The 23,107-nt window shown below is 60.2% G+C and carries 20 protein-coding genes; 14 read left to right on the forward strand and 6 right to left on the reverse strand.

What is annotated here, in order from left to right:
- Position 1 precedes the first annotated feature (1 nt).
- Together ACRZ94_RS18940 and ACRZ94_RS18945 are read left to right on the forward strand one after the other, a co-directional pair.
- The gene (locus ACRZ94_RS18940) at positions 2-1,504 is read left to right on the forward strand and encodes an aldehyde dehydrogenase (NADP(+)) (RefSeq protein ID WP_480798056.1); all 1,503 of its coding nucleotides are present in this window, start codon (positions 2-4) and stop codon (positions 1,502-1,504) included.
- Positions 1,505-1,539: 35 nt separating this feature from the next.
- Positions 1,540-2,463 (forward strand): SMP-30/gluconolactonase/LRE family protein, encoded by a 924-nt coding sequence (locus ACRZ94_RS18945; protein ID WP_480798126.1) that lies wholly within the window; start codon positions 1,540-1,542, stop codon positions 2,461-2,463.
- Between the two features lie 107 nt (positions 2,464-2,570).
- Here ACRZ94_RS18945 and ACRZ94_RS18950 read toward each other — a convergent pair whose 3' ends face one another.
- A complete protein-coding gene (locus tag ACRZ94_RS18950; RefSeq protein WP_480798057.1) occupies positions 2,571-3,305 on the reverse strand; it encodes a FadR/GntR family transcriptional regulator in 735 nt (244 codons plus the stop codon).
- Positions 3,306-3,682: 377 nt separating this feature from the next.
- On the opposite strand from ACRZ94_RS18950, the gene ACRZ94_RS18955 reads away from it, so the two are divergent.
- The 9 genes from ACRZ94_RS18955 to ACRZ94_RS18995 all read left to right on the forward strand — a co-directional run bounded on the left by ACRZ94_RS18955 (position 3,683) and on the right by ACRZ94_RS18995 (position 14,981).
- The gene (locus ACRZ94_RS18955) at positions 3,683-4,732 is read left to right on the forward strand and encodes a TRAP transporter substrate-binding protein (protein WP_480656356.1); all 1,050 of its coding nucleotides are present in this window, start codon (positions 3,683-3,685) and stop codon (positions 4,730-4,732) included.
- A 108-nt stretch (positions 4,733-4,840) separates the two neighbouring features.
- Positions 4,841-6,904 (forward strand): TRAP transporter large permease subunit, encoded by a 2,064-nt coding sequence (locus tag ACRZ94_RS18960; protein WP_480656354.1) that lies wholly within the window; start codon positions 4,841-4,843, stop codon positions 6,902-6,904.
- 12 nt (positions 6,905-6,916) lie between these two features.
- Positions 6,917-8,068 (forward strand): alpha-hydroxy acid oxidase, encoded by a 1,152-nt coding sequence (locus tag ACRZ94_RS18965; RefSeq protein WP_480656352.1) that lies wholly within the window; start codon positions 6,917-6,919, stop codon positions 8,066-8,068.
- A gap of 18 nt (positions 8,069-8,086) precedes the next feature.
- Complete coding sequence (gene dld, locus ACRZ94_RS18970; RefSeq protein WP_480656350.1) at positions 8,087-9,781, forward strand: D-lactate dehydrogenase; 1,695 nt, start codon at positions 8,087-8,089, stop codon at positions 9,779-9,781.
- Positions 9,782-9,867: 86 nt separating this feature from the next.
- Positions 9,868-10,947: a PLP-dependent cysteine synthase family protein gene (locus ACRZ94_RS18975; protein WP_480798058.1), complete on the forward strand. Its 1,080-nt coding sequence runs from the start codon at positions 9,868-9,870 to the stop codon at positions 10,945-10,947.
- 106 nt (positions 10,948-11,053) lie between these two features.
- Entirely contained in the window at positions 11,054-13,372 is a 2,319-nt protein-coding gene (locus ACRZ94_RS18980; protein ID WP_480798059.1) for a fatty acid cis/trans isomerase, read from the forward strand.
- A gap of 93 nt (positions 13,373-13,465) precedes the next feature.
- Positions 13,466-14,134, forward strand: coding sequence for a PAQR family membrane homeostasis protein TrhA (trhA, locus tag ACRZ94_RS18985; RefSeq protein WP_480798060.1), 669 nt, complete (start codon positions 13,466-13,468; stop codon positions 14,132-14,134).
- 128 nt (positions 14,135-14,262) lie between these two features.
- Positions 14,263-14,478, forward strand: a complete 216-nt coding sequence (locus tag ACRZ94_RS18990) for a hypothetical protein (protein WP_480798061.1) — start codon at positions 14,263-14,265, stop codon at positions 14,476-14,478.
- Complete coding sequence (locus ACRZ94_RS18995) at positions 14,475-14,981, forward strand: hypothetical protein (protein WP_480798062.1); 507 nt, start codon at positions 14,475-14,477, stop codon at positions 14,979-14,981. The genes ACRZ94_RS18990 and ACRZ94_RS18995 overlap by 4 nt, the downstream gene beginning before the upstream one ends.
- Before the next feature lie 7 nt (positions 14,982-14,988).
- On the opposite strand, the gene ACRZ94_RS19000 is transcribed toward ACRZ94_RS18995, so the two are convergent.
- The 5 genes from ACRZ94_RS19000 to ACRZ94_RS19020 all read right to left on the reverse strand — a co-directional run bounded on the left by ACRZ94_RS19000 (position 14,989) and on the right by ACRZ94_RS19020 (position 19,839).
- Positions 14,989-15,816 carry a TonB family protein gene (locus ACRZ94_RS19000; RefSeq protein ID WP_480798063.1) on the reverse strand — a complete coding sequence of 276 codons (828 nt, stop codon included), beginning with the start codon at positions 15,814-15,816 and terminating at the stop codon, positions 14,989-14,991.
- Positions 15,813-16,196, reverse strand: a complete 384-nt coding sequence (locus ACRZ94_RS19005; RefSeq protein WP_480798064.1) for an ExbD/TolR family protein — start codon at positions 16,194-16,196, stop codon at positions 15,813-15,815. The genes ACRZ94_RS19000 and ACRZ94_RS19005 overlap by 4 nt, the downstream gene beginning before the upstream one ends.
- 4 nt (positions 16,197-16,200) lie before the next feature.
- Positions 16,201-16,572, reverse strand: a complete 372-nt coding sequence (locus ACRZ94_RS19010; protein WP_480798065.1) for an ExbD/TolR family protein — start codon at positions 16,570-16,572, stop codon at positions 16,201-16,203.
- A gap of 4 nt (positions 16,573-16,576) precedes the next feature.
- A complete protein-coding gene (locus ACRZ94_RS19015; protein WP_480798066.1) occupies positions 16,577-17,542 on the reverse strand; it encodes a MotA/TolQ/ExbB proton channel family protein in 966 nt (321 codons plus the stop codon).
- A gap of 257 nt (positions 17,543-17,799) precedes the next feature.
- A complete protein-coding gene (locus tag ACRZ94_RS19020) occupies positions 17,800-19,839 on the reverse strand; it encodes a TonB-dependent receptor (protein ID WP_480798067.1) in 2,040 nt (679 codons plus the stop codon).
- 319 nt (positions 19,840-20,158) lie between these two features.
- Between ACRZ94_RS19020 and ACRZ94_RS19025 the strand changes: the two genes are divergently transcribed.
- Genes ACRZ94_RS19025 through ACRZ94_RS19035 form a run of 3 tightly spaced genes read left to right on the forward strand, consistent with a single transcriptional unit; the run spans position 20,159 to position 23,104 of the window.
- Positions 20,159-21,205, forward strand: coding sequence for a hemin-degrading factor (locus tag ACRZ94_RS19025; RefSeq protein WP_480656331.1), 1,047 nt, complete (start codon positions 20,159-20,161; stop codon positions 21,203-21,205).
- Positions 21,202-22,047: a heme/hemin ABC transporter substrate-binding protein gene (locus ACRZ94_RS19030; RefSeq protein WP_480656330.1), complete on the forward strand. Its 846-nt coding sequence runs from the start codon at positions 21,202-21,204 to the stop codon at positions 22,045-22,047. The genes ACRZ94_RS19025 and ACRZ94_RS19030 overlap by 4 nt, the downstream gene beginning before the upstream one ends.
- Positions 22,040-23,104: a FecCD family ABC transporter permease gene (locus ACRZ94_RS19035; protein ID WP_480798068.1), complete on the forward strand. Its 1,065-nt coding sequence runs from the start codon at positions 22,040-22,042 to the stop codon at positions 23,102-23,104. Before ACRZ94_RS19030 ends, ACRZ94_RS19035 begins: the two co-directional genes overlap by 8 nt.
- Positions 23,105-23,107 lie beyond the last annotated feature (3 nt).

Here is a 23,107-nt window from a genome sequence, read left to right on the forward strand (position 1 = left end):
CATGATCCTTGGACAAAATCTGATCGACGGCGCATGGGTCGGATCGGACAACCTGCGTGCCTCAGACGATCTTGAGGGCCAGAGCTTTGCACAGGCCACCGCCGCGCAGGTGGATGACGCCTGCCGCGCCGCACGCCGCGATTTCCGCGCCTATTCGGGCAAGCCGCGCACGGACCGGGCCGCGTTTCTGCGCACGATTGCGGACCAGATGGATGTGCTGGGCGACGAGATCACCCAAACCGGCATGGCCGAGACCGGCTTGCCCGAGGCCCGTCTGGTCGGTGAACGTGGCCGCACGACCGGCCAACTGCGCATGTTCGCCGATCTGATTGAAGAGACAGGGTATCTCGATACCCGCAAAACTGGCGCGCTCCCTGATCGGACGCCACTCCCCCGTCCTGATCTGCGCCTGACGCACAAAGCCATCGGCCCTGTGGTCGTCTTTGGTGCGTCGAACTTCCCGCTCGCCTTCTCCACGGCGGGCGGGGATACCGCTTCGGCCCTCGCTGCCGGGTGCCCGGTGATTGTCAAAGGCCACAGCGCTCATGCGGGGACCGCCGAACTGGTCGCCCAAGCCATCGCCAAGGCGATCGAGATTTGCGGCATGCCCCCTGCCACGTTCCAGATGGTGCAGGGATCGGGGCGCGAGGTCGGTTCGGCCCTTGTGCAACACCCCGAGATCACCGCAGTGGGTTTCACCGGATCGCTGGCCGGGGGCCGCGCGCTTTACGATCTGTGCCACGCGCGCCCGAACCCGATCCCGTTCTATGGTGAGCTGGGCTCGGTCAACCCGATGTTCTGCCTTCCCGAAGCCATGAGCGCCCGCGCGGCTGAGATCGGCGCGGGTTGGGCGGCGTCGCTGACGATGGGCGCGGGGCAGTTCTGCACCAATCCCGGCGTTGCGGTCATGGTCAAAGGGCTGGAGGCCGATGCGCTGGAAGCCGCTTGCGCCGCCGCGCTGAATGACACGGCGGAACAGAAGATGCTGACTGACGGCATCCACGATGCCTATGAACAGGGTGTCCGAGAATTCCGCGATCTGATGACCGAGGTCACATCCTGCAGCGCCGCAACCGGCAAACGCGCCGCAGTGCCTGCGCTGTTCAAGGTCAGCGCGGCTGAGTGGATGGCGAACCCCAAACTGCAACACGAAGTGTTCGGCGCGGCGGGCATCCTTGTGCGTTGTGAGGATGCCGACCAGATGAAAGCCCTCGCCGAAGGGCTGGAAGGTCAGCTGACCCTGACCCTGCACATGGATGACGGCGATACCCCGCTGGCGCAGGACCTGATGCCGATCCTCGAAGAAAAGGCCGGGCGTCTGCTGGTGAACGGCTTCCCGACGGGGGTCGAGGTCTGCTCGGCCATGATGCATGGCGGGCCATACCCGGCCAGCACCGATGTCCGCGCCACCTCCGTGGGTACGCTGGGTATCGTGCGCTGGCTGCGCCCGGTCAGCTATCAGAACATGCCCGACGCGCTGCTGCCGCCCGAGTTGCGTGGCTGAGGCGCGCCAGACCAACGACAAGAAGGAGCTGAATGATGTTTGGTGTTCTGGAAGGAACCGGGTTCGAGGTCATCGCCAAGGAATTCGAGGGCTGTTTCGTCGGCCACGCCCGGGTCGAGCGTCTGTGGACCGGCGCGCGCTGGTCCGAGGGGCCCGCGTGGTTCGCGGCGGGTCGCTATCTGGTCTGGTCGGATATTCCCAACAACAGACTCATGCGGTGGGATGATACGGATGGCTCGGTTTCAGTGTTCCGTCAGCCGTCCAGCAACGCCAACGGCAATACGGTGGACACCCAAGGCCGCCTGGTATCCTGCGAACACCTGACCCGCCGCGTGACCCGAACCGAGCATGACGGATCCATTACCGTTCTGGCCGATGCCTGGCAGGGTAAACGCCTGAACTCGCCCAATGACGTGGTGGTGAAATCCGATGGTTCGATCTGGTTTACCGATCCCTCTTACGGCATCATGATGGACTATGAAGGCGAGCGCGCCGAAAGCGAGATCGGCGCCTGCCATGTCTACCGCGTTGACCCGGACACGGCTGAGGTCACGGCGGTCGCCACGGATTTCATGAAACCCAACGGTTTGGCGTTCTCACCAGATGAAAGTGCGTTGTACATCTCGGATACGGGCGTCACCCATGATGAAAATGGCCCGGCCCATATCCGGCGGTTCGACGTGTCACAGGATGGCAAAGCCCTCAGCGGAGGTGGGGTGTTTGCCGATTGCACGCAGGGCTTGTTCGACGGGTTTCGACCCGACCGGGCGGGCAGGATCTGGAGCTCGGCCGCGGATGGGGTTCATTGCCTGAATGCGCAGGGCGATCTGATCGGCAAAGTGCATATCCCCGAGATGGTGGGGAATGTCTGCTTCGGCGGGGCCAAGCTCAACCGCTTGTTCATAGCTGGCACAAGCTCTTTGTATTCGATCTACCTGAACGTGAACGGTGTGCGGTAAGGGCTAAAGCGTTTCGGGTTAAACTTGAGACACGAATACCCTGCCACGCCTGCGGCGTTCTCGGGACATTTGTGTCGCAGAGTGATTCAGGTAAAACCCGAAACGCTCTAGTGCTCCGAGAGCATGCGCCGCTTTTCGGCCATGGCTTCGCGTCGGTTTTGTTCCATGCCCAGCTTGAAAGAGTGTTCGACAAAGTCGATATGCGTGGTCGCGGCCTTAACGGCGCGATCCTCATCCCCTGCGATCACGGCTCGGCCCAGTTCCAGATGCTGGGCCAAAAGCTGTTCGCCGGTGCCATCAATCGTTCTCAGGAAATCCCGGTTATAGAATACGCCCTTGCGCGTCAGTTCAAAGATCGAGGCCATCATGTGGATCAGGGTCGCGTTCTGGCTGGCATCCACGATTGCTGTATGCAGGGCAAAATCCGCCTCTTGCCCTGCCTTGGTGTCATTTTCCTGCCAGGCGCGTTCGTTTTCAGCCAGAATTTTGGTGATACGCTCCTTGTCGGCCTTGGTTGCCCGGCGCGCGGCCAGACGGGCGGCAAACCCTTCCTGCTCGCGTCGGTATTCCAGGTAATCGAAAAAGGCAGGCTCGTGCCGTTCATAGAGCGCCAGCAAGGCGGGCATCATCGCCTGACCGGTTAGGGCAGCGACAAACGTACCCTCACCATGCTGGGTCGTGACCAGACCGCGCTCCTCCAGCACGGCCAACGCCTCGCGCAGCTTGGGACGGGACACGCGCAGCATCTCGGCCAGATCCCGTTCCGAGGGCAGTTTGCGGCCCTGTTTCAGGATGCCTGACGCAATCAGGTCCTCGATCTGAGCAACCACGGCGTCGGCCAACGATTCGTGTCCGACGGGTTCAAATATCGCCGTTGGGCTCATGTCGTCGTGCCTCCGCTTGATGTCAGGTCAAGAGTATCTGGTAAATAAACATAACCATCTTTCCTCAAAACTCAAGCCAACGCATTTCGCAATTCGAATGAATGTAAATCTCTGATTTAGAGATAATATTCGTAATTCATCAAGTTTCCAAGCCCTCTCCGGCACCTGTGTTGCGCTGCCGATTTTCAACGAAAGTTGGCCGGAGTCGGACGCGCAGTGGTAAATAAAGTTGTTGACTGGTCGCATCTGGTAAAGTTAGTTGACCACCGGAGCGGCGCAGGAAGAGCCAGCGCCAAAGATTGGGGCACGCCCCGACCAACCCTGGAGGAGAAATCATGAAAAAGACCCTGACGAGCCTTGCCGTGGCCGCCAGCCTGCTGGCTGCACCTGCTGTTGCGGCGGACAAGCTGTTGCTGAAAACCCCGATTGCGTTTTCGACTGAATTACCGGGTCTGGGCTCACCCATCCCGCGCGTGGCCGAACAGCTGGACCTGATGTCCGGTGGCACGCTGAAGATGAAGGTGTACGAGCCGGGTAAACTGGTTCCGCCGTTTGAAATCCTGGATGCCGTATCCACCGGCAAGATCAACTCTGGCTATACCACCGCCGGGTACTGGGCTGGTAAAATCCCTGCTGCGCCGCTGTTCTCGGCTGTGCCGTTCGGCCCCGAAGCGGGTGAATACATGGCATGGATGTATTACGGCAATGGTCTGAAACTGTACCAAGAGATGTATGATCAGGCGGGCTATAACGTCCACGTCATGCCCTGCGCGATCATCGCCCCGGAAACCTCGGGCTGGTTCGCCAAGGAAATCAACAGCCCCGAAGACCTGAACGGCCTGAAGATGCGCTTCTTTGGTCTGGGCGGCAAAGTCATGCAAAAGCTGGGCGTCGCAACCTCGCTGCTGCCGGGTGGTGAGATTTTCCCCGCGCTGGAAAAAGGCGCCATCGACGCGACCGAGTTCTCGATGCCTGCCATCGACGCGCGTCTGGGCTTCCACAAACTGGTGAAATACAACTATTTCCCCGGCTGGCACCAGCAGGCGACCGTGTTCGAATTGATGATCAACAAGGACGTCTGGAACGAAGCCAGCGACCAGCACAAGGCAATCATCGAAACCGCCTGTAAGGCATCGATGGCCGACAGCTTTGCCGAAGGTGAGGCCATTCAGCACGCGGCTCTGATCGACAATGTTGAAAACAACGGTGTCACCATCAAGCAGTGGTCGCCCGAGATGCTGGATACATTCCGCACGACCTGGGAAGAGGTCGCCGCAGAAGAGGCCGCAAACGATGCCTTCTTTGCGCAGGTTCTGGCGGACATGACCGAGTTCCGCGAAGGCTATGGCCTGTGGAAAACCAACGCGTTCCTCCCGCGTCAGTAAGTTTTTGACTGACGATGCCGGGGCGGCGATCCGCTGCCCCGGTTCTTTCCGACAGGACTTTCTAACCAATCACTGCCCGCCCGTCGGGCTGCTGAGCGAGGAATGACCATGGCCAGCCAGAATAACCTCAACGATCCGGTCGAAGCCTATGAAGGCATCCTGGAACACCCAGAAACAGACCGCCAGAAAATCGCCGTTGCCATCGACACGGGCGTTAAGGCGGTGGGCCATGTGGTCATGTGGGCAAACGTGCTGCTGATGAGCGCGATTTTCGCTCAGGTCTCGCTGCGTTACCTGTTCAGCCAGAACTATCCCAAACTGGACGAAGTTCAGTGGCATTTCTACGGCATCGTCACGATGATCGGTATTTCCTATGCCCTGATCACCGACAGCCATGTGCGTGTGGACGTGCTGCATATGCAGCTTTCCCGCCGCGCACAGCGGGTGATCGAGGTGCTCGGCATTCTGACCCTGCTGACCCCGTTCATCTATCTGATGATAGATCAGGGGTACGACTATTTCTACGAGAGTTTCCGCGTGAATGAGCGCTCGGACAGCCCGACCGGCCTGCCTGCGCGTTGGGCCTTCAAGGCGGTGATCCCGATCAGCTTTGTCCTGCTGGCGCTGGCCGCCCTTGCGCGGCTGATCCATGACGGTCACGCGTTGCTCTATGGACCGGCATCGGAACGCGAAGGTGCCCCGCTGCGCCGCGTTCTGCTGGTTCTGGCGGTGTTTGCCGCTGTTTGCGTCGGCCTGACCTTCCTTGTGGAAACCACCGAGGAAAAGCTGGTCATCGCCATGTTCCTGACCTTCATCGCACTGCTATTCACCGGCTATCCGGTGGCGTGGGTGCTGGCCGGTGTTGGTGTGGCCTATTGCGGGCTGGCCTATCTGTTCGACAATGACCTGATGCTGTGGACGGGGCTGGAAAGCACCTTTACCGGGCTGGACTATCTGACGCTGGGCGCGGTGGTGAACCGGGTCTATGCAACCATGTCCAACGCGGTTCTGGTCGCCTTGCCGATGTTCATCTTTATGGGTCTGATGCTGGACGAATCTGGAGTCGCCGAGCGTCTGATGTCCTCGATGCAGCGCCTGTTTGGCACCGTGCGCGGAGGTCTGGCGATCACCGTGACTCTGATCGGGATCATCCTTGCGGCCTCGACCGGCATCATCGGAGCGTCGGTCGTGCTGCTGGGCGTGCTCTCGCTGCCATCGATGATGCAGCAGAAGTATCAGCCGACGCTGGCGGCGGGCGTGGTCTCTGCTTCGGGCACGCTGGGCATCCTGATCCCGCCTTCGATCATGTTGGTGATCATGGCCGACCAGATGGCCCTGTCTGTCGGCGATCTGTTCATGGCCGCCGTCTTCCCCGGTGTGATCATTGGCGGGTTGTACCTGACCTATATCTTCATCCTTGCGCTGGTGAAACGCGACGCAGCCCCGGTGCCCGAGGGCGCAACGGCCCCCGACTGGGCTGCCGTCAAGGACGTGCTGATCGCCGTTATTCCGACGTTGCTGCTGATCCTCGCGGTGCTGGGCTCGATCTTTGCGGGTCTGACCACGCCGACCGAGGCCTCGGGCATAGGTGCATTGGGCGCGACCCTGCTGGCGCTGGGATACCGCAAGCTGACATTCCAGAAACTGTGGAATGTGTTGGTGTCCACCTTCAACACCACCGCCTACATCTTTGCGATCTTTTTGGGCGCGACCGTATTCTCATATGTTCTGCGCGAACTGGGTGGGGATGAGCTGATCGAACATGTGGTGCAATCCACAGGGTTCGGGGCCAATGGCACGATCCTGTTCATCCTGTTCATCGTCTTCCTGCTGGGCTTTGTGCTGGACTGGATCGAGATCACGCTGATCGTCCTGCCCCTGATGCGCCCGATCGTGAATGGGCTGGGCATCGATATCCCCGGCTTTGGCGTGCTGGACGAACCCGCGCTGGTCTGGTTCGTGATCCTGGTGGCGGTGACGCTGCAAACCAGCTTCCTGACCCCGCCGGTTGGCTTCGCGCTGTTCTACCTGAAAGGCGTCTGCCCGCCCGAGATCAAGCTGACGCATATCTACAAAGGCATCATTCCCTTTGTCTTGTTGCAGCTGACCGGTCTGGCGCTGGTCTTCCTGTGGCCGACCCTTGCAACCTGGCTGCCCTCGGTCGCCTACTAAGGAGATGCCCAGATGCGCCTGAACCAATGCCATAACTTCCACGATTTCCGGCGGCTGGCGAAACAGCGGCTGCCGGGGCCGATCTTTAACTATATCGACGGTGGCGCCGATGACGAGGTGACGTATCGCGAAAACACCAACGCGTTCGACCGCTGCGATCTGCTGCCTTCGGTGCTGTGTGGGGTGAAGGACGTGGACATGTCCGTCACGGTGATGGGGCAAAAGCTGGACATGCCGATCTATTGCTCGCCTACAGCGTTGCAGCGCCTGTTCCACCATCAGGGCGAACGCGCGGTTGCGGCGGCGGCCGAGAAATACGGGACGATGTTCGGCGTGTCGTCGCTGGGCACCGTATCGCTGGAGGAGTTGCGGCAAAAGCATAAGAACCCGCAGGTCTATCAGTTCTACTTCCACAAAGATCGGGGATTGAACGCCGCGATGATGCAGCGCGCCAAAGAGGCGGGTGTTGAGGTGATGATGCTGACCGTGGACAGCATCACCGGCGGCAACCGCGAACGCGATCTGCGCACGGGCTTCTCGATCCCGTTCCGCCTGACGCTGGGTGGTATGATCCAGTTTGCGATCAAGCCGATGTGGGGCATCAACTATGTCACGCATGAGAAATTCCGTCTGCCGCAACTGGACGAACATGTGGATATGGGCGGCGGGGCCAGTTCCATCGGGGGCTATTTCACTGAAATGCTTGATCCGTCGATGGATTGGGATGACGTGGCCCAGATGGTGCGCGATTGGGACGGGCAATTCTGCCTCAAAGGGATCATGACCGTCGAGGATGCCAAACGTGCGGCTGAGATCGGCTGTACCGGCATCATCCTGTCAAACCACGGGGGCCGTCAGCTGGACGGATCGCGCACGCCCTTTGATCAGCTGTCCGAGATCGTCGATGCCGTTGGTGACAAGCTGGACGTGATGATGGACAGTGGCGTGCAACGCGGCACGCATGTGCTCAAGGCATTATCGCTGGGGGCCAAGGCGGTGGGTGTCGGGCGGCACTATCTGTACCCGCTGGCCGCTGCCGGGCAGGCAGGTGTCGAACGCGCCCTTGGTCTGATGCGGGCCGAGATTGAGCGTGATATGAAACTGATGGGCGTCACCCGCGTCGACCAACTGAGCCGCGAGAATATCCGCTTTCGCGCAGCATGATCTGAAACGAGGACTGCCATGACCAATGATGAACTGATCAAACATTTCCGGTCCATCGTTGGCGCGCGCCACGTCCTGACCGGTGAACGCGCGACCGAGCGGTTTCGGCGGGGCTTTCGCTCGGGCGAGGGCGAGGCGCTGTGTGTCCTACAGCCTGGCACTCTGCTAGAGCAGTGGAAGGTGCTGCAAGCCTGTGTTGCCGCCGACAAGATCGTCATTATGCAGGCGGCCAATACCGGCCTGACCGAAGGGTCTACCCCATCGGGCAGCTATGACCGCGACGTGGTGCTGATCAACACGCGTCGGATGGACACTCTGGTACCGTTGAACGGTGGCGAACAGATCGTCAGCTTTCCCGGTGCTACCCTGTTTGCGCTGGAAAAACTGCTGGCCCCGCTGGGGCGTGAGCCGCATTCGGTGATCGGATCGTCCTGTATCGGCGCGTCGATTGTGGGCGGCGTGTGCAACAACTCGGGCGGGTCTCTGGTTGAACGTGGGCCGGTTTATACCGAACTGTCCGTCTATGCCCGCATCACCGAGCAGGGTACGCTGGAGCTGGTCAACCATCTGGGTATTGATCTGGGTGACACGCCCGAAGAGATCCTGACCAATCTGGATACGGGCAGGTTTGAGCGCGCGCCGGGGGCCACGAACAAGCGCGCCTCGGCCAGTGATTATGCGCAGATCGTGCGGGATGTGACAGCGGACACTCCGGCGCGGTTCAACGCGGATAAGGCCAAGCTGTTTGAATCCGCCGGGTCGGCAGGAAAGATGGCGGTGTTTGCCGTGCGGCTGGACACCTTTCCCAAGAACGAGGCGGAACAGGTCTTTTACATCGGCACCAACAACCCCGATGATCTGGCTGATCTGCGTCGGCAAATCCTGTCGCGGTTCACCTCGCTGCCGGTATCGGCCGAATACATGCAGCGCGACGTGTTCGACATCACCGCGCGTTATGGCAAGGACACGGTCGTGATGATCGACAAGCTGGGCACCGACCGGCTGCCGATGTTCTTTGCAATGAAGGGCGCGGTGGATGCCCGTCTGCGGCGCATCCCGTTCCTGCGCAATTTCACCGACCGGTTCATGCAGACCGCTGCATCGCTGTGGCCTCGGGTCTTGCCCAAACGCATGGTCGATTTCCGCGACCGATATGAACATCACCTGATCCTGAAAATGAAGGATGACGGCATTGCCGAGGCCCGGAACTGGCTGCCCGAATTTCTGAAAGTCCGCGATGCGGATTTCTTTGAATGCACCGCGCGCGAGGCCAAGATTGCCGGCCTTCACCGTTTCGCCGCCGCAGGGGCCGCCGTGCGTTACATGGCGATCCATAACTCTGAGGTTGAGGACATCATCGCCCTGGACGTGGCCCTAAGGCGCAATGATCAGGACTGGTTAGAGAAACTGCCGCCCGAGATCGACGACCAATTGGTTCACAAGCTTTATTACGGCCATTTCATGTGCCACGTGATGCATCAGGACTATGTTGTCAAAAAGGGTGCTGACCCAAAGGCGCTGAAGGCCGCGATGCTTAAGCTGTTTGATCAGCGTGGGGCTGAATACCCGGCGGAACACAATGTCGGGCACCTGTACAAGGCCAAGCCTGATCTGGCCGCGCATTACACATGTTGCGATCCAACGAACTCTTTCAATCCCGGTATCGGCAAGATGTCCAAGGCGCGTAACTACGGGAAAGACAACGTGGGTTGATCACGCGCGCGCAAAGGGTTGGGGACTTTGAGCCCGGCGCAGGGTAGAATAGTCGTACACCATTTGTGCATTTGCGAGGATACCCAATGACTAAGCCGGAACTCAGAACCACTGCGGGCAATGGCCGTGTCTATGACTCGGTCCTGGACACGATTGGGAATACCCCCACCATTCGGATCAACAACCTGGGCCCCAGGGATGTAGACCTGTTCGTCAAATTCGAAGCTTTCAACCCGGCCGGTTCGGTCAAGGATCGTCTTGCGGTCAACATCATCGAAGCCGCCGAACGCAGCGGGGCTTTGACGCCGGGACAAACGGTTGTCGAGGCAACCAGCGGCAATACCGGCATCGGGCTGGCTATGGTATGCGCCCAAAAGGGTTATCCTCTTGTGGTGACAATGGCTGAAAGCTTTTCGACCGAGCGCCGCCAGCTGATGCGCATGCTGGGCGCAAAGGTTGTGCTGACTCCTAAGGCCGAAAAAGGTTTTGGCATGTATCGCAAAGCGGTTGAACTGGCCAAGGAACATGGCTGGTTTCTTGCGCGCCAGTTCGAAACTCCGGCCAATGCCGAAATCCACGCCGCCACAACCGCGCGGGAAATCCTAAGCGACTTCGAAGGCAAAAAGCTGGATTACTTCGTTACAGGTTATGGCACCGGCGGCACCGTCACAGGTGTCTCGCGCGTTCTTAGGGCTGAACGTCCCGCAACCAGAATCATCCTGTCTGAACCCGAAAACGCCCAATTGGTGGGCAGCGGTATTGCAACCGAACGTGGGTCTGACCGCGACCCGTTGGCCAGCCACCCGGCCTTTGAGCCGCATCTGATACAGGGGTGGACCCCTGATTTTATCCCCGCGGTGCTGCAGGAAGCCATCGATGACAGTTATTTCGATCAGCTCGTTCCAGTCTCGGGCCCCGCAGGTGTGGAATGGGCGCAGCGGCTGGCCCGGGACGAAGGTATTCTCACGGGAATCTCGGGCGGCGCCAGCTTTGCCGTTGCTGTCGGGATAGCCGAACAGGCCGGGCCCGGCGCGTCGGTTCTGTGCATGTTACCCGACACAGGCGAGCGCTATCTGAGCACGCCTTTGTTTGGCGACATCGCGGTTGAGATGACCGAGGAAGAAACCGCCATATCACATTCTACACCGGGGTATCACGTTGGCTGACCTCTGATCCGACGGCTGCACCGCTTGCTTAATCCCCCTTTGCGCTGCAATCATATGAGCAGCCAGAGGAAGAAGGCCCACGTCAGGGGTCGAGCAGGGAGCCGGGATGCCAATATTTCGACACATGCTGATGGCTTTGATCCTGATGCCGCTCACAGCGGGTTTTGTGGCGACCGCCCGTGCCCAAGAGGGTCACGCAGCCGATGTAAAGACCATCATTGACCGGCGCTGTGTGGTTTGTCACAGCTGCTATGACGCGCCCTGTCAGCTCAAGCTGACCTCGCCTGACGGCTTGATACGAGGGGCCAGCAAACAGCCGGTCTATCACTCTAACCGGTTGTCCGAAGCACCGCTTACCCGTTTGGGATTTGATGCGCAGACGGAACCGGAATGGCGGGCGATGGGCTTTCATGCGGTCAAGCGCGATCCGACACAAGGGGATGCGCCCAGCCTGTTGGAATGGATGCTTGAATGGTCACGGCAGAACCCTCTGCCTGCAGACGCGCCCTTACCTGACGAGGTGGACTTGGCCCTGGATCGCCCTCTGGTTTGTCCGGACACGGATGAATTCTATGCGTTCCGAGAGGGGCATACCTGGGCGGGGATGCCTTTTGCCACCGCCCCCCTTGCTGACGCGGAATACGACGCGCTGATGGCCTGGGCGCGCAGTGGAGCGACGTTGCCTAATGGCGTTTCGGAAATACCCGAAGATATCACCGCTCAGCTCAAAGAATGGGAAGCTTTCCTGAACACCGACGACCTGCGCAGTCAGTTGATGAGTCGCTACCTATATGAGCATTTGTTTCTGGCCCGCCTGCATTTTGAAGGTGACGATCCCCGGCGGTTCTTTCAGGTGGTGCGTTCAACCACCCCTCCGGGCGAAGACATCGACATAATCGCCACGCGGCGGCCCTTTGACGATCCGGGGGCTGTGCCGTTCTATTACCGTTTGCAGCCATTCACTGAGACGATCGTTCACAAAGAGCACCTGGTCTACACGCTGGGCCCAAACCGTATGGCGCGGTATCGAGAGCTGTTTCTGAATCCCGACTGGACACTGGACACTTTACCCAACTATGGCGAGGCCGAGGGCGGCAACCCGTTCACTACCTTTGCGGCGATGCCCGCCGAAAGCCGCTATCGGTTCCTGCTGGACGATGCGCTGTTCTTTGTCCGCAGCTTTATCCGTGGTCCGGTATGTCACGGGGAAACCGCCGTTGACGTGATCGAGGACAGGTTCTGGGTCAGTTTCCTTGATCCCGAATTTGACCTGTCGGTCACCGACCCCGGCTACCTGCGCGAGGGGGCCGCGTTTCTGGAATTGCCGGTATCGGGTGCGGATGCATCGACGCTGAGCGCCTTGCATGGCTTGTCTCACAAAAACCAGGCGCAGTATCTTGAGTTCCGCACGAACCGGTACAAAGCCGCCCCGGTGTATCAGACCGGGTTTGGGTACGACGCGATCTGGGACGGGGATGGCATAAACCCGAACGCCCTGATCACGGTGTTTCGGCATTTCGACAATGCTTCGGCCATGACCGGGTTTCACGGTGCACTTCCCGAAACCGCATGGGTTATAGACTATCCAATATTTGAGCGGATCTACTATGACCTTGTCGCAGGTTTTGACGTTTTCGGCCGGCTGGAACACCAGCTGGCCACACGGATTTACATGGATGAGCTGCGGATGGAGAGTGAGGACACCTTTTTGGCGTTCATGCCTCGTGACCTCCGCCCTGACCTGCATAAAGGTTGGTATCAGGGCGCATTGGCCGAATTGCACACCTATTGGCACAGACGCCGCGTCGATGACCGGTTCCCGACGGGTATCGCGTTTGAGACGGACGATCCGAAACAGGAATTTCTGTTGAACTTGCTCAGGCGTGGCGATGGGCTGTGGCCCGTCTCGGACCCGCTCAACCGCTGCACAGACGGGGCTTGCGCGGCGGGTCAACCGGGCGAGGTTCTGCGGGAGTTGGTCAATCAAACCGGTGATTGGGTGAAGTTCCTGCCGGACCTCTCGGTTCTTGTGGTCGATCAGGACCAGGCCGATCCTGCCATATATACACTGACCAATGACCGGGCGCATACCAACGTGGCCTTTCTGTTCGACGAGACCGGACGCCGCGATCCTGCATCGGATGTCCTGACGATCCTGCCGGGGATGGTTGGTAGCTATCCGAATTTCTTCTTTTTTGTACCGCAGGATCAGATGGGCCGCTTTGTTGCTGCGCTGAAATCTATCCGGTCGCAAAACGACTACATGGCGGTGGTCGCAGAATTCGGCCTGCGCCGGACCAGCCCCGAATTCTGGCGCATCAGCGATCAACTGCATGATCGTTTTCTGGCACAAGACCCGCTTCAGGCCGGGGTGCTTGACCTCAACAGGTACAAGGATCCCAAATCGGACGACGACCCGACCTAGGCATTATCACTTGCAGCGGTCGGGCACGGAACTTTGATCGACGGCGGGTTGGCTCAGCTTGCCTCAGAACCCGTTGGTTCCTAAGTTAAACCTATGTGGTCTTTTGCAGATATCCGACCTGCCTACAGCCGGGCCGAGCGTTTCAGTGACGGTGTCGTGCATGTGTTGGGTGTTGCATCGGCCGCAATTGCGGTGCCTGTTTTGATTACCATTACCGCCCTGAACCGGGCTGAGCCCGAGGCCCTGCTGGGCGTTTCAATCTATGGGGCCACGTTGGTGATGATGCTGACCTTTTCGGCCCTCTACAACATGATCGAAAGCGAAAGATGGAGCAGCCTGCTGCGCCGTCTGGATCATTCCGGCATCTATGTGAAGATTGCCGGGACTTACACGCCTTTTCTGTTGTTGTCGGGCGGGCAGGCACCGGGGTTGTTGATCGGTTTATGGTCATCGGCGACGCTGGGTTCGGTCCTGAAACTGATCGATCCGGCGCGGTTCAAATGGTTCGGATTGGCCCTGTACCTGATGATGGGTTGGGCCGTTGTCTGGGCCGGCCCCACCATGCTGGCCGGGCTTTCGCCAATGATCGTCTGGCTGATCGCTGCAGGTGGTTTGATCTATACGGCCGGGGTCGCGTTCTACCTGTTGGACCATCTGCCCTTTCACAACACCATCTGGCACGTATTTGTCCTGACCGGCAGCGCGCTGTTCTTCACCGCTGTCACGGCCCATGTGTTGTTTGGCCCCTCTCAGATCGTGTGACGCCTTTCGCTGGGTACTGCGCTTGCAATACCTGACTAAAACAGTCATATAAACCCCGGCTCAGTCAGATCCTGTCGAATCACGCCCGGCCGCCTTCCGCATAAGCCGCATGAGACAGGGGTTTGACCATGAACCAGATGCTGAGCACGCTATTGGCGACAGATGATGTGGCCCGCCAACACGGATGCCGTCTAAAGCCCGCCTTGCGCGCAGCGATTGAGGCGCATTTGCGCTATCCCGCCCACGCAACGGCCCCGGACTCGCAAGAGGTGCCGGATGATTTGCCCGCGAACGCGATCACCCTGACCCCAGCACCCCATGAACCAAAAAGGGGCCTGGCATGACAGCGGTTTTCAACACGGCACCATTCGAGGGCATGCGGACGATCGACGCATATCCGTTCGACCGGTTCGAGATCGGCCTGCTGGTCGTCGCGCGCCATCATCTGGACGCGCTGCGATGCCCGGAGACGCAAGCGTGGCATCACGCTTACTCAATCGCGGCCGAGCGTTGGGGGGATACGCTTGGCTTGCCTGCGGCACATCTGCTGGCGCGGTTTCTGAAATTCGTGACACAGTGCCGCGAAGATGGGTTTGATCACATCGATCCGTTTTGTGAGCACAGCCGCGACTATGTCACCGAGGACGAAGCCGCCATGCTCTACGCGCTTCATTTTATGCGACGCGACAACACGCCCAAAGCGCGTGATGCGGTGGATGCGCTGACCGGTGGGCGTCTTGATCCAGATGTGATCCGGTCTGGCCTGACCTTTGCCAACCGTTTTCCCGCAGGCACTGCGCCGATTGCTTCTTCGCGAACGAGGGCGAAGCTGCGCGTTGTCGGGTAACGCGCGCTCAGCGGGGCTCCAGCCTTATATTCAATGTGAAACTGAAACGGTCGCCAGGCAGGCCCTTGGGCGCTTTGGGAACCTTCTTGGCGCGCGCAACCGTTGCCAGGGCCGCCTTGTCCAGCAGCGGGTTGCCCGAAGACTTTGCCAGCCTGTGCGACAACACACGCCCATCGCGGGAAACGGTCAGGCCGACGCGCACAACGCCGGTGGCATCCGCACCGCGGGGATAGCGCTTGTACCGTTCAATCCGTGCCCGAATTTTTGCGCCCCAAATGGCCTCCAGCTTGTCTTGCTTGCCCGAATTTCCCGTCGCAACAGCGGCAGAACCCGCTCCGGCCTGCGATCCGCCACCTGTTCCGGCGGCGACTTCTTTCTTGCGGCCCGCGCTTGTGTGTTCAGCTTTGCGCCCTTGTTGCTCAGCTTCTTTCTTTGGCTGAGGTTTTGCAGGTTTTTGCGTTTGTTTTTTCGGTTTGGGCCGAGGGGTGGGCGGCGGCGTCGTGTCCACCTCAACATTGTCATCCTTTTGCGGCTGGGCAAGTGCGACGGCCATCTGGGCGCGCGGCGCTTGCGCTAGCTCCATCTCCGGTATCACAAGCTCGGACGTGGCAGGGGCCTGAGGGTTTGACAAGGTGGTCTTGGGCTGCGTCTTGGGTGGGGCTTCCCAGGCGTCCACCATTTTCGCAACTGTCTGCGCGGCGGCCTCGATCGAGATCATAGTCTCGCCACCGCTGCCGCCTGCGGACTGACCCGATCTGGGTGGGCTGGCAAAGACCACCAGATGCAACAGCACCGCCACCGCGACAAAGACAACCCCTTCAACCCAGCGTTTCATTGCTGCGCCACCACAAGATCCACCCGATGCAACCCGGCCTGCGCCAGATCGCTTAACAACCCGGCCAGGATTTTGGCCTCAAGCTCTGCATCGGCGCGGATTTGTATCAGGCTGTCGGTCTCGCTGTTGGCTTGCAATGCGGCCAGCGCGGCCTCGCCCTCCAGCCCTACGAATGAGGTTCTGCCGGTTTGATGGACATAGAGTATCCGCTCCCCCTCAGGTTCCAGTTCTGAGCGGGTTTGGGGTGGTGTCACCTCGAACGGCTCGGGTTTGGCCAGGTTTGAGGTCATCAGGAAAAAGATCAACAACAGAAAGACGACGTTGATCATCGGCACGATGGATTCGGGTTTGGATTTTCGCGGCGGGTCGGTGAAGTCCATGCGGCTACTCCAACAGCACGACCGAGGTGATCCCCGCCGCGCGCAGGGTTTCGGTCACGGTCACGACCCGCTGAAGCGTCGCGCCTTCCTTGCCCCGCAGGATCACCATGTCGCTGGGGCTTTGCATCAGCGGCACCAGGTCACCCACCACATCGCGTGTCACGATGCCGTTCAATAGCTCTCCGTCGGGAAGGATATCGATCAGGCGCGGTGGGCCGGTGTATTCACCCCCTGCCGAGGCCAGCGGCAGCGGCAATACGGCGTCGGCCCCAAACCGCGATGCCAGCATGAAGAACACCAGCAGCAGAAACACAACGTCGATCATCGGCGTGAGGCTGGGTTTGCGTCTGGGTTTGGCGGGTGGTGCGAATTGCATCAGATCATTCTGCCGCCAGCTTCAATTTGTCGGGTTGGGGCGCGACAAACAGCCGGACGGCGCTGTCTTCGACGTCGCGGCGAATGCGGTCGATCACGGCCTCAAACCATGTCAGCGCGGCCGAGGCGGGGATGGCAACGGCCATACCAGCGGCGGTGGTCAGCAGCGCCTCCCAAATGCCGCCCGCCAGCAGGGCAGGGTCGGCGCGGTTGCCGGATTGCTGCAGGGCCTGAAACGCGGCAATCATGCCCAGTACGGTGCCCAAAAGGCCCAAGAGCGGCGCGATGGTTACGATCAGCTCAAGCGCCCGCAATCCCACACCGGCATTGGCGATCTCGCGCTTGGCAATACGGGATACTTCTTCGCGGGCATGTGCGTCCGGCAGCGCTTTGATCGCTTCAATTGCGTGCAGCACCACTTTGGACCGGACACCGCGGCGGCCTTGTACCGTTGTCAGGGCGCTTGCGATGTCACCGTTCTCAAACAGGGTGACGGCTTGCCCTGCTTTGCCGCGCGACCAGGCGCCCATCAGGGCCAGACGCCAGGTTTTCCACAGGATCAGAGCCACCGTGATCACGGATAGCGCGGCGATGACCCAGATTGACGGCCCGCCATTCTGTAGAAACTCTGCCGCCTTTGCAGATGCATCCTGCGCGGTCCCAAGCAGGTCCTGCGATTGTGGTGCGGGGTCTGCGGTTATGTCCGGTTGGATCGGACCATGGTGGAGCGCAGGGTCCCAAGGCAACGGGGCCACGCTGTCCGCGTCAGGTTGGGGTAGGGCAAGGTCGATCTCAGGTTGCGGTGGCGCGGCCAATATGGGGCTGCTGTCGGCAATGGTGGGTACGTCCTGGGCCACCAGCGGCAAGGGCAACACGATCAGCGCCGCCGCCAGGATCAAGCGCCAGACGCCCGTGGTGCGGCGGAACGCGGGCCGCAGAAAGCGGGTCGGAGTGTCTGAGTCAAACATCATAACGCGTCTTCTTTGCCAGAGCCCGCGCGGGGGGTGTCCGGTGCACCGCAGCTTGCACACGCATGTGCGGGGGTGGCCGTTAACCGTTCAGGCGGGTCGAAATTTTGGGATTGCTTGACCGGTTGCGCTGTATTTCTGCGACGCGGGTCTGGCTGGGGCGAGTTCATAGACTGTACTGGATGGGGTAGATATTCGAATGTGTTTTGTCAACGCAGGAAGGCCGCAGCATGCACTGCGGCCTTCGTGGTTTTTCGGGATCAGAACGTGGCCGTCACGAACAGGTTGATGTTCCGTCCCGCTGCCGGGATCTGATCATTGGCGCGGTAGGATTTGTCGAGGATGTTGTTCAGCTCAAGCGTCAGCAGGGCGTTCTCGGTCAGGTCCAGGCTGCCGCGGAAGTTCAGCGTGGTCCATCCCGCCGTCGGATTGGCACCAGTGGGTGTACCAGTGTTCACAACGTTGCCGTCCTCATCCCGCAACTGGGCCGAGCTTTCGCCGCGCAGGAAGACATCCCAGGTGCCCGACAGGCTGGTGGTTTGCCAGTCGGACCGAACCCCCAGTGTGCCCGTCCAATCTGGTGTGCCGCTGTCTTTGGTGCTGAACCCGTTGGAATAGGTGAACTCACGCGTGACATTCGACAGGATCGCATAGGGACGCAGACCAGCCCAGCCCGGATCAACCTCGGCTGCGATCTCAAAGCCCCAGCTGTCGGCGCTTTCGACGTTGTCGTAAATCAGCTGCCCGGGGGCGTTGGGGTCGGCGACCGTGGTAATGTAGTTCTTGGCCTCGGTGTAGAACACGGCTGCATCCAGAACCAGATTGCCCCGATCCACCCGTGCGCCGATTTCGTAGTTCGTGGCCGTTTCGGGGCGCAGATCCGGGTTGCCGTTGATGATCTGACCGCCAGCCGAAGTGGTCAGGAACAGTTCCGACAACGACGGATAGGTGTAGCCCTGCGAGATATTGGCCCGCAGCACAGAGGTATCAGACAGGTTGTAGACCAGCCCGGCTGAGCCCAGCCAGCGATCGTCGCTGTTGCTTTGACCCGGCTGTGCCACGCCATCGACCGTGCTGTTCTCCAGATCGCTTTCCACGTTGTAGTACCGCGCACCAACTGTGGCGGTGAAATCACCGAACGTGACTTCGTGCTGGCCAAAGATGCTCGCGGTTTTGATCGTGGCGTCGTAGAAGCGGGTCGATGTGATCGGGGGTGGGAAGGGGCCTGCAAAGCTGACAAGCGACCCTTTCGTGGTCTCCAGCCGGTCGTCATCATATTCCAGCCCGACAACCGAGCGGTGACCCGGCGCAAATTCGAAATTCGCGGTGGCCACGACACCCTTGGTGGTCTGCTCGTCGTCCGAAGTGGCGTTCACAGTGGGGCCGCCCGGTCCGGTTCCAAAGGTGCTGTCGAACACGCGATCCACGGTCTGGGTGTAGGCGCTGACCTTCAGCATCGACATCCAAGGGGTCAGGTCCTCGCCCTCGTAAAAGGCGCTATACTTGCGCAGGTCGCGCTTGGGCAGATCGATCACGGCGCTGGGACTGCCGGTGAATACCTCGGTCGAGGCATCAAAGTCCTGCGCGCGGAAGCCTACATAGCTTTGACCAAAGCGATAGCCGACAAAGCCGAAAACGCCGTCTTCTTCGCTGCTGGATGGTTCCAGATCGCCGTCCGGGGTCTTGCGGTCATTCAGGTCCAGTTTGGAATAGGACAGGCGATAGTCGAAATTGTTCAGCGAACCTGCGATGCTGGCCGCCGCGCGATAGCCGTCATTGGCCCCAATGTAACCGGCCGTGCCCGAGACTTCGACGGGCTTGTCCGCGCCACGCTTGGTGATGATGTTGACCACACCGCCAATTGCCCGGTTGCCCGACACAACGGATGACGGGCCGCGCACGATTTCAATTCGTTCAATGTCTGTGGGCGATACCAACAGCGGCGTGCCATAGCGGTTGTGATCCGACAGGCGCTGCCCGTCCAGCATGATGGCCACCCGCTGTGAGGATTCGCCGCGAATACGGATACGGTCCAGATCGTTTTCCGAGACCTGAACGCCTGGTACATCCGACAACAGGTTGGCGACAGATGTGGGCGGGATCTCACGAATCTCACCCTGGTCAACAACAGTGACTGAGCCCGGACTTTTGAACACTTCGGTCGGAATGCCGGTGCCCGTGACGATGATGTCGTCCAGTTGGATCGGGTTGTCATTTTCCTGCGCCCAAAGTGGCGTGGTCGCAAAAACGGCGCTGGTCAGCGCCAGAGTTGCAGTAGACAGCTTGAGTGCTGATTTCATTTTTAACCCCCAGAAGGTTCCACGGTGCAGTGAGTGATGCACCCGCCTGAAACAGGCGAAATTCGTATGCTACCTTGCGGAATGCTGGGTGTTTCTTGTGGACCGGCCCGCAGGGATGCCTGCGCCTAGGTCCGAATGGCCGGGGCTCTAACGGTGTTATTCACAAAATACCATAGTAATTTTGTCAGAAAATAGCTCCGTGCCCTTGATGCCACAGCCTTGACTGCTTATGACAGGGTCCGACAACAGCATAAGCAGTGCACAGCCCGGTCGTCTCGGTCCCAGCCAATTGCGCTTTGAGTCCGTTCAGGAGACGACCATGACCCAACCCAGCCCGTCTGAAATCCGTACTGCCCGGTCAGAGCAGCCCAAAAAGCGCGACCGCGATCTGGCCGACCAATTGGGCGTGTCCGAGGCGCAGCTGGTAGCAGCCCATGTTGGGCATGGCGTGGTTCGGATCAACCCGGATATGGATCAACTGATCCCTTTGGTGTGCGGTTTGGGCGAGGTCATGGCGCTGACCCGCAACGAAAGCTGCGTGATCGAAAAAGTTGGGGTCTATGATGATTACCGGGGTGGCCCTCATGCGTCATTGGTCGCCAATCACGAGATCGACCTGCGCATGTTCCCGCGCCACTGGGTGCACGGGTTCGCGGTGACCAAAACCCTAGAGGATGGATCAGAGAGGCAGTCCCTGCAGGTCTTTGATGCGGCGGGTGACGCGGTCCACAAGATTTTTATGCGCGATGCCTCTGATGCAGGCCGGTGGGATGGCTTGGTTCAGGCGCTGGCTTTGCCTGACCAGTCAGACACCCTGATGGTGGAACCCCGTGCCGCGGTTGAGCCCGCCAAGGTTGATGTGGCGAAAACGGATCGTCTGCTTGCGGGCTGGGATGACATCACCGACACGCATCAGTTCCTGCAGATGGTGCGCAAGCTCAAGCTCAACCGTCTTGGGGCTTATCGTATGGCTGGGGCACCCTATGTGCGCCCGCTGGCGGTCTCGGCTGTGGATACGGTCCTGCATCGGGCCGCTGAAATCGGCCTGCCGATCATGGTGTTTGTCGGCAATATGGGCTGTATTGAAATTCACACCGGACCGGTGAAAGAGATCAAGCAGATGGGTCCATGGCTCAACGTTCTGGATCCGGGCTTTAACCTGCACCTGCGCGCCGATCATATCGCCGAGGTTTGGCAGGCGACCAAGGCCACGAAACGGGGCGATGCGATCTCGGTCGAGGCGTTTGATGCGCAAGGCGCACTGATCCTGCAGATTTTCGGTGTGTTGGCCGAACCCGAAGCCGCCGCACAGTGGAATGACCTTGTTCATTCGCTTGCAGACTTGCCGCAGGAGGTGCCAGCGTGACCCGTTTGCCCTTGAAACTGGCCGCGTTTGCGGTGCTGCTTTCGGCTGTCAGTGCGATGGCCGAGCCCGCCCAACGGATCGTTTCTGCCGGTGGGTCGATCACGGAAATCATCTATGCGTTGGGGCAGGAGCACCGGCTGGTGGCCCGCGACAGCACCTCGAACCACCCGCCGCAGGTGGCTGAACTGCCCAATGTCGGCTATGTCCGCCGTCTGTCCGCCGAGGGTTTGCTGTCGGTCAATCCCGACCTGATTTTGGCCGAAGAGGGTGCTGGCCCGCCGGAAACGCTTGAGGTTCTGTCTGAAAGCCACATCCCGCTGGTGAGTATTCCCATGGGCCATGACCGCGCCGCCGTGATGGCCAAAATCGCCGCGGTGGCTGAGGCGCTTGGTGTCCCCGACAAGGGGCAAGCGTTGGCCGAACAGGTTGGCGCGACCATTGACGCGGCGACCGCGCAGGACGATCTGACGGATCGGCGTGTCCTGTTCATCCTGACCTTGCAGAATGGGCGTATTTTGGCGGCGGGTTCGGATACGGCGGCTCAGGGCATCATCGAACTGGCAGGGGCCAGAAACGCGATCGAGGGGTTTGAAGGCTACAAACCGCTTAGCGATGAAGCGATCATTACCGCCGCGCCGGATGTGATCCTGCTGATGGAGGGGGGGCGCCCCGCGCAGATAACCGATGACGAGGTTTTGCAGCATCCGGCAATCGCCGCCACACCCGCCGGACAGAACGCCCGTCTTCTGCGGATGGACGGAATGCTGCTCTTGGGCTTTTCGGTGCGGACAGGGCAAGCGATCACCGATCTCTCGGCTGGTTTGCGCGACGTAAATGGTTGAGTGCACCACCGCCGCCATGCCCATCGAAGGGGATCGAAGCGCCACGGCGCGCCGGATAAGTTGGGTATTGCTGTTGGTTCTGGGCTGCGCGGTGGTCAGCGGGTTGGCCACAGGCGCGGCAGGCACATCGCTGTGGCAGGCGCTGCTGGACGTGGCGCAGGGGCAGGACCTGGCATTGCGCGACCGGGTGGTTCTGATTGATATCCGCGCGCCGCGGGTGATCATGGGCTGCCTTGTGGGTGCGGCGCTGGCCGTGTCCGGGGCACTGCTGCAGGGGTTGTTTCGTAACCCGCTGGCAGATCCGGGAATTGTCGGGGTCAGCGCGGGCGCCAGCCTCGGGGCAGTTTGCGCGATTGTGTTGGGCGGCATGCTGACGCTGGCCTCAGGGTTCGCCACGTGGCTTGTGCCGATTACGGCTTTTTTGGGGGCTTGGACCACCACTGTTTTGTTGTACCGCGTTGCAACGCGCCGGGGCAGGACCTCGGTCGCGACCATGCTGCTGGCGGGGATTGCACTGACGGCGCTGGCCATGGCGTTCACGGGTGTCCTTGTCTACATGGCCGACGACACGCAGCTGCGCGATTTCACCTTCTGGTCGATGGGTTCGCTGGCGGGCAGCAGTTGGAGCAAGGTCTGGATCGCCATTCCCCTGATCGTGGTCCCGCTTTTGCTGTCTCCGCTGTTGGCGCTGGGGTTGAACGGGCTGGCCTTGGGTGAAGCCGCTGCTGGCCATATCGGTATCCGGGTGCAGCGGCTGAAAACCAGCGCCATTCTGATCGTCGCTGCGGCCACAGGCGCAGCGGTGGCCGTCAGTGGAGGGATCGGATTTGTCGGTATTGTCGTGCCGCATCTGCTGCGGCTGGCCTCGGGGCCAGATCATAAATATTTGCTGCTCAACTCGGCTTTGCTGGGTGCGGCCCTTCTGGTGTTGGCGGACCTGATCAGCCGCACGATCATCGCGCCCTCGGAGTTACCTATCGGGATCGTCACTGCCGTGATTGGTGCGCCGTTTTTTCTTTGGATATTGCTGAGGCAACGCGGAATTGTGGACCTGTAGACA

The sequence above is a fragment of the Ruegeria sp. CH10 genome (assembly GCF_056537125.1).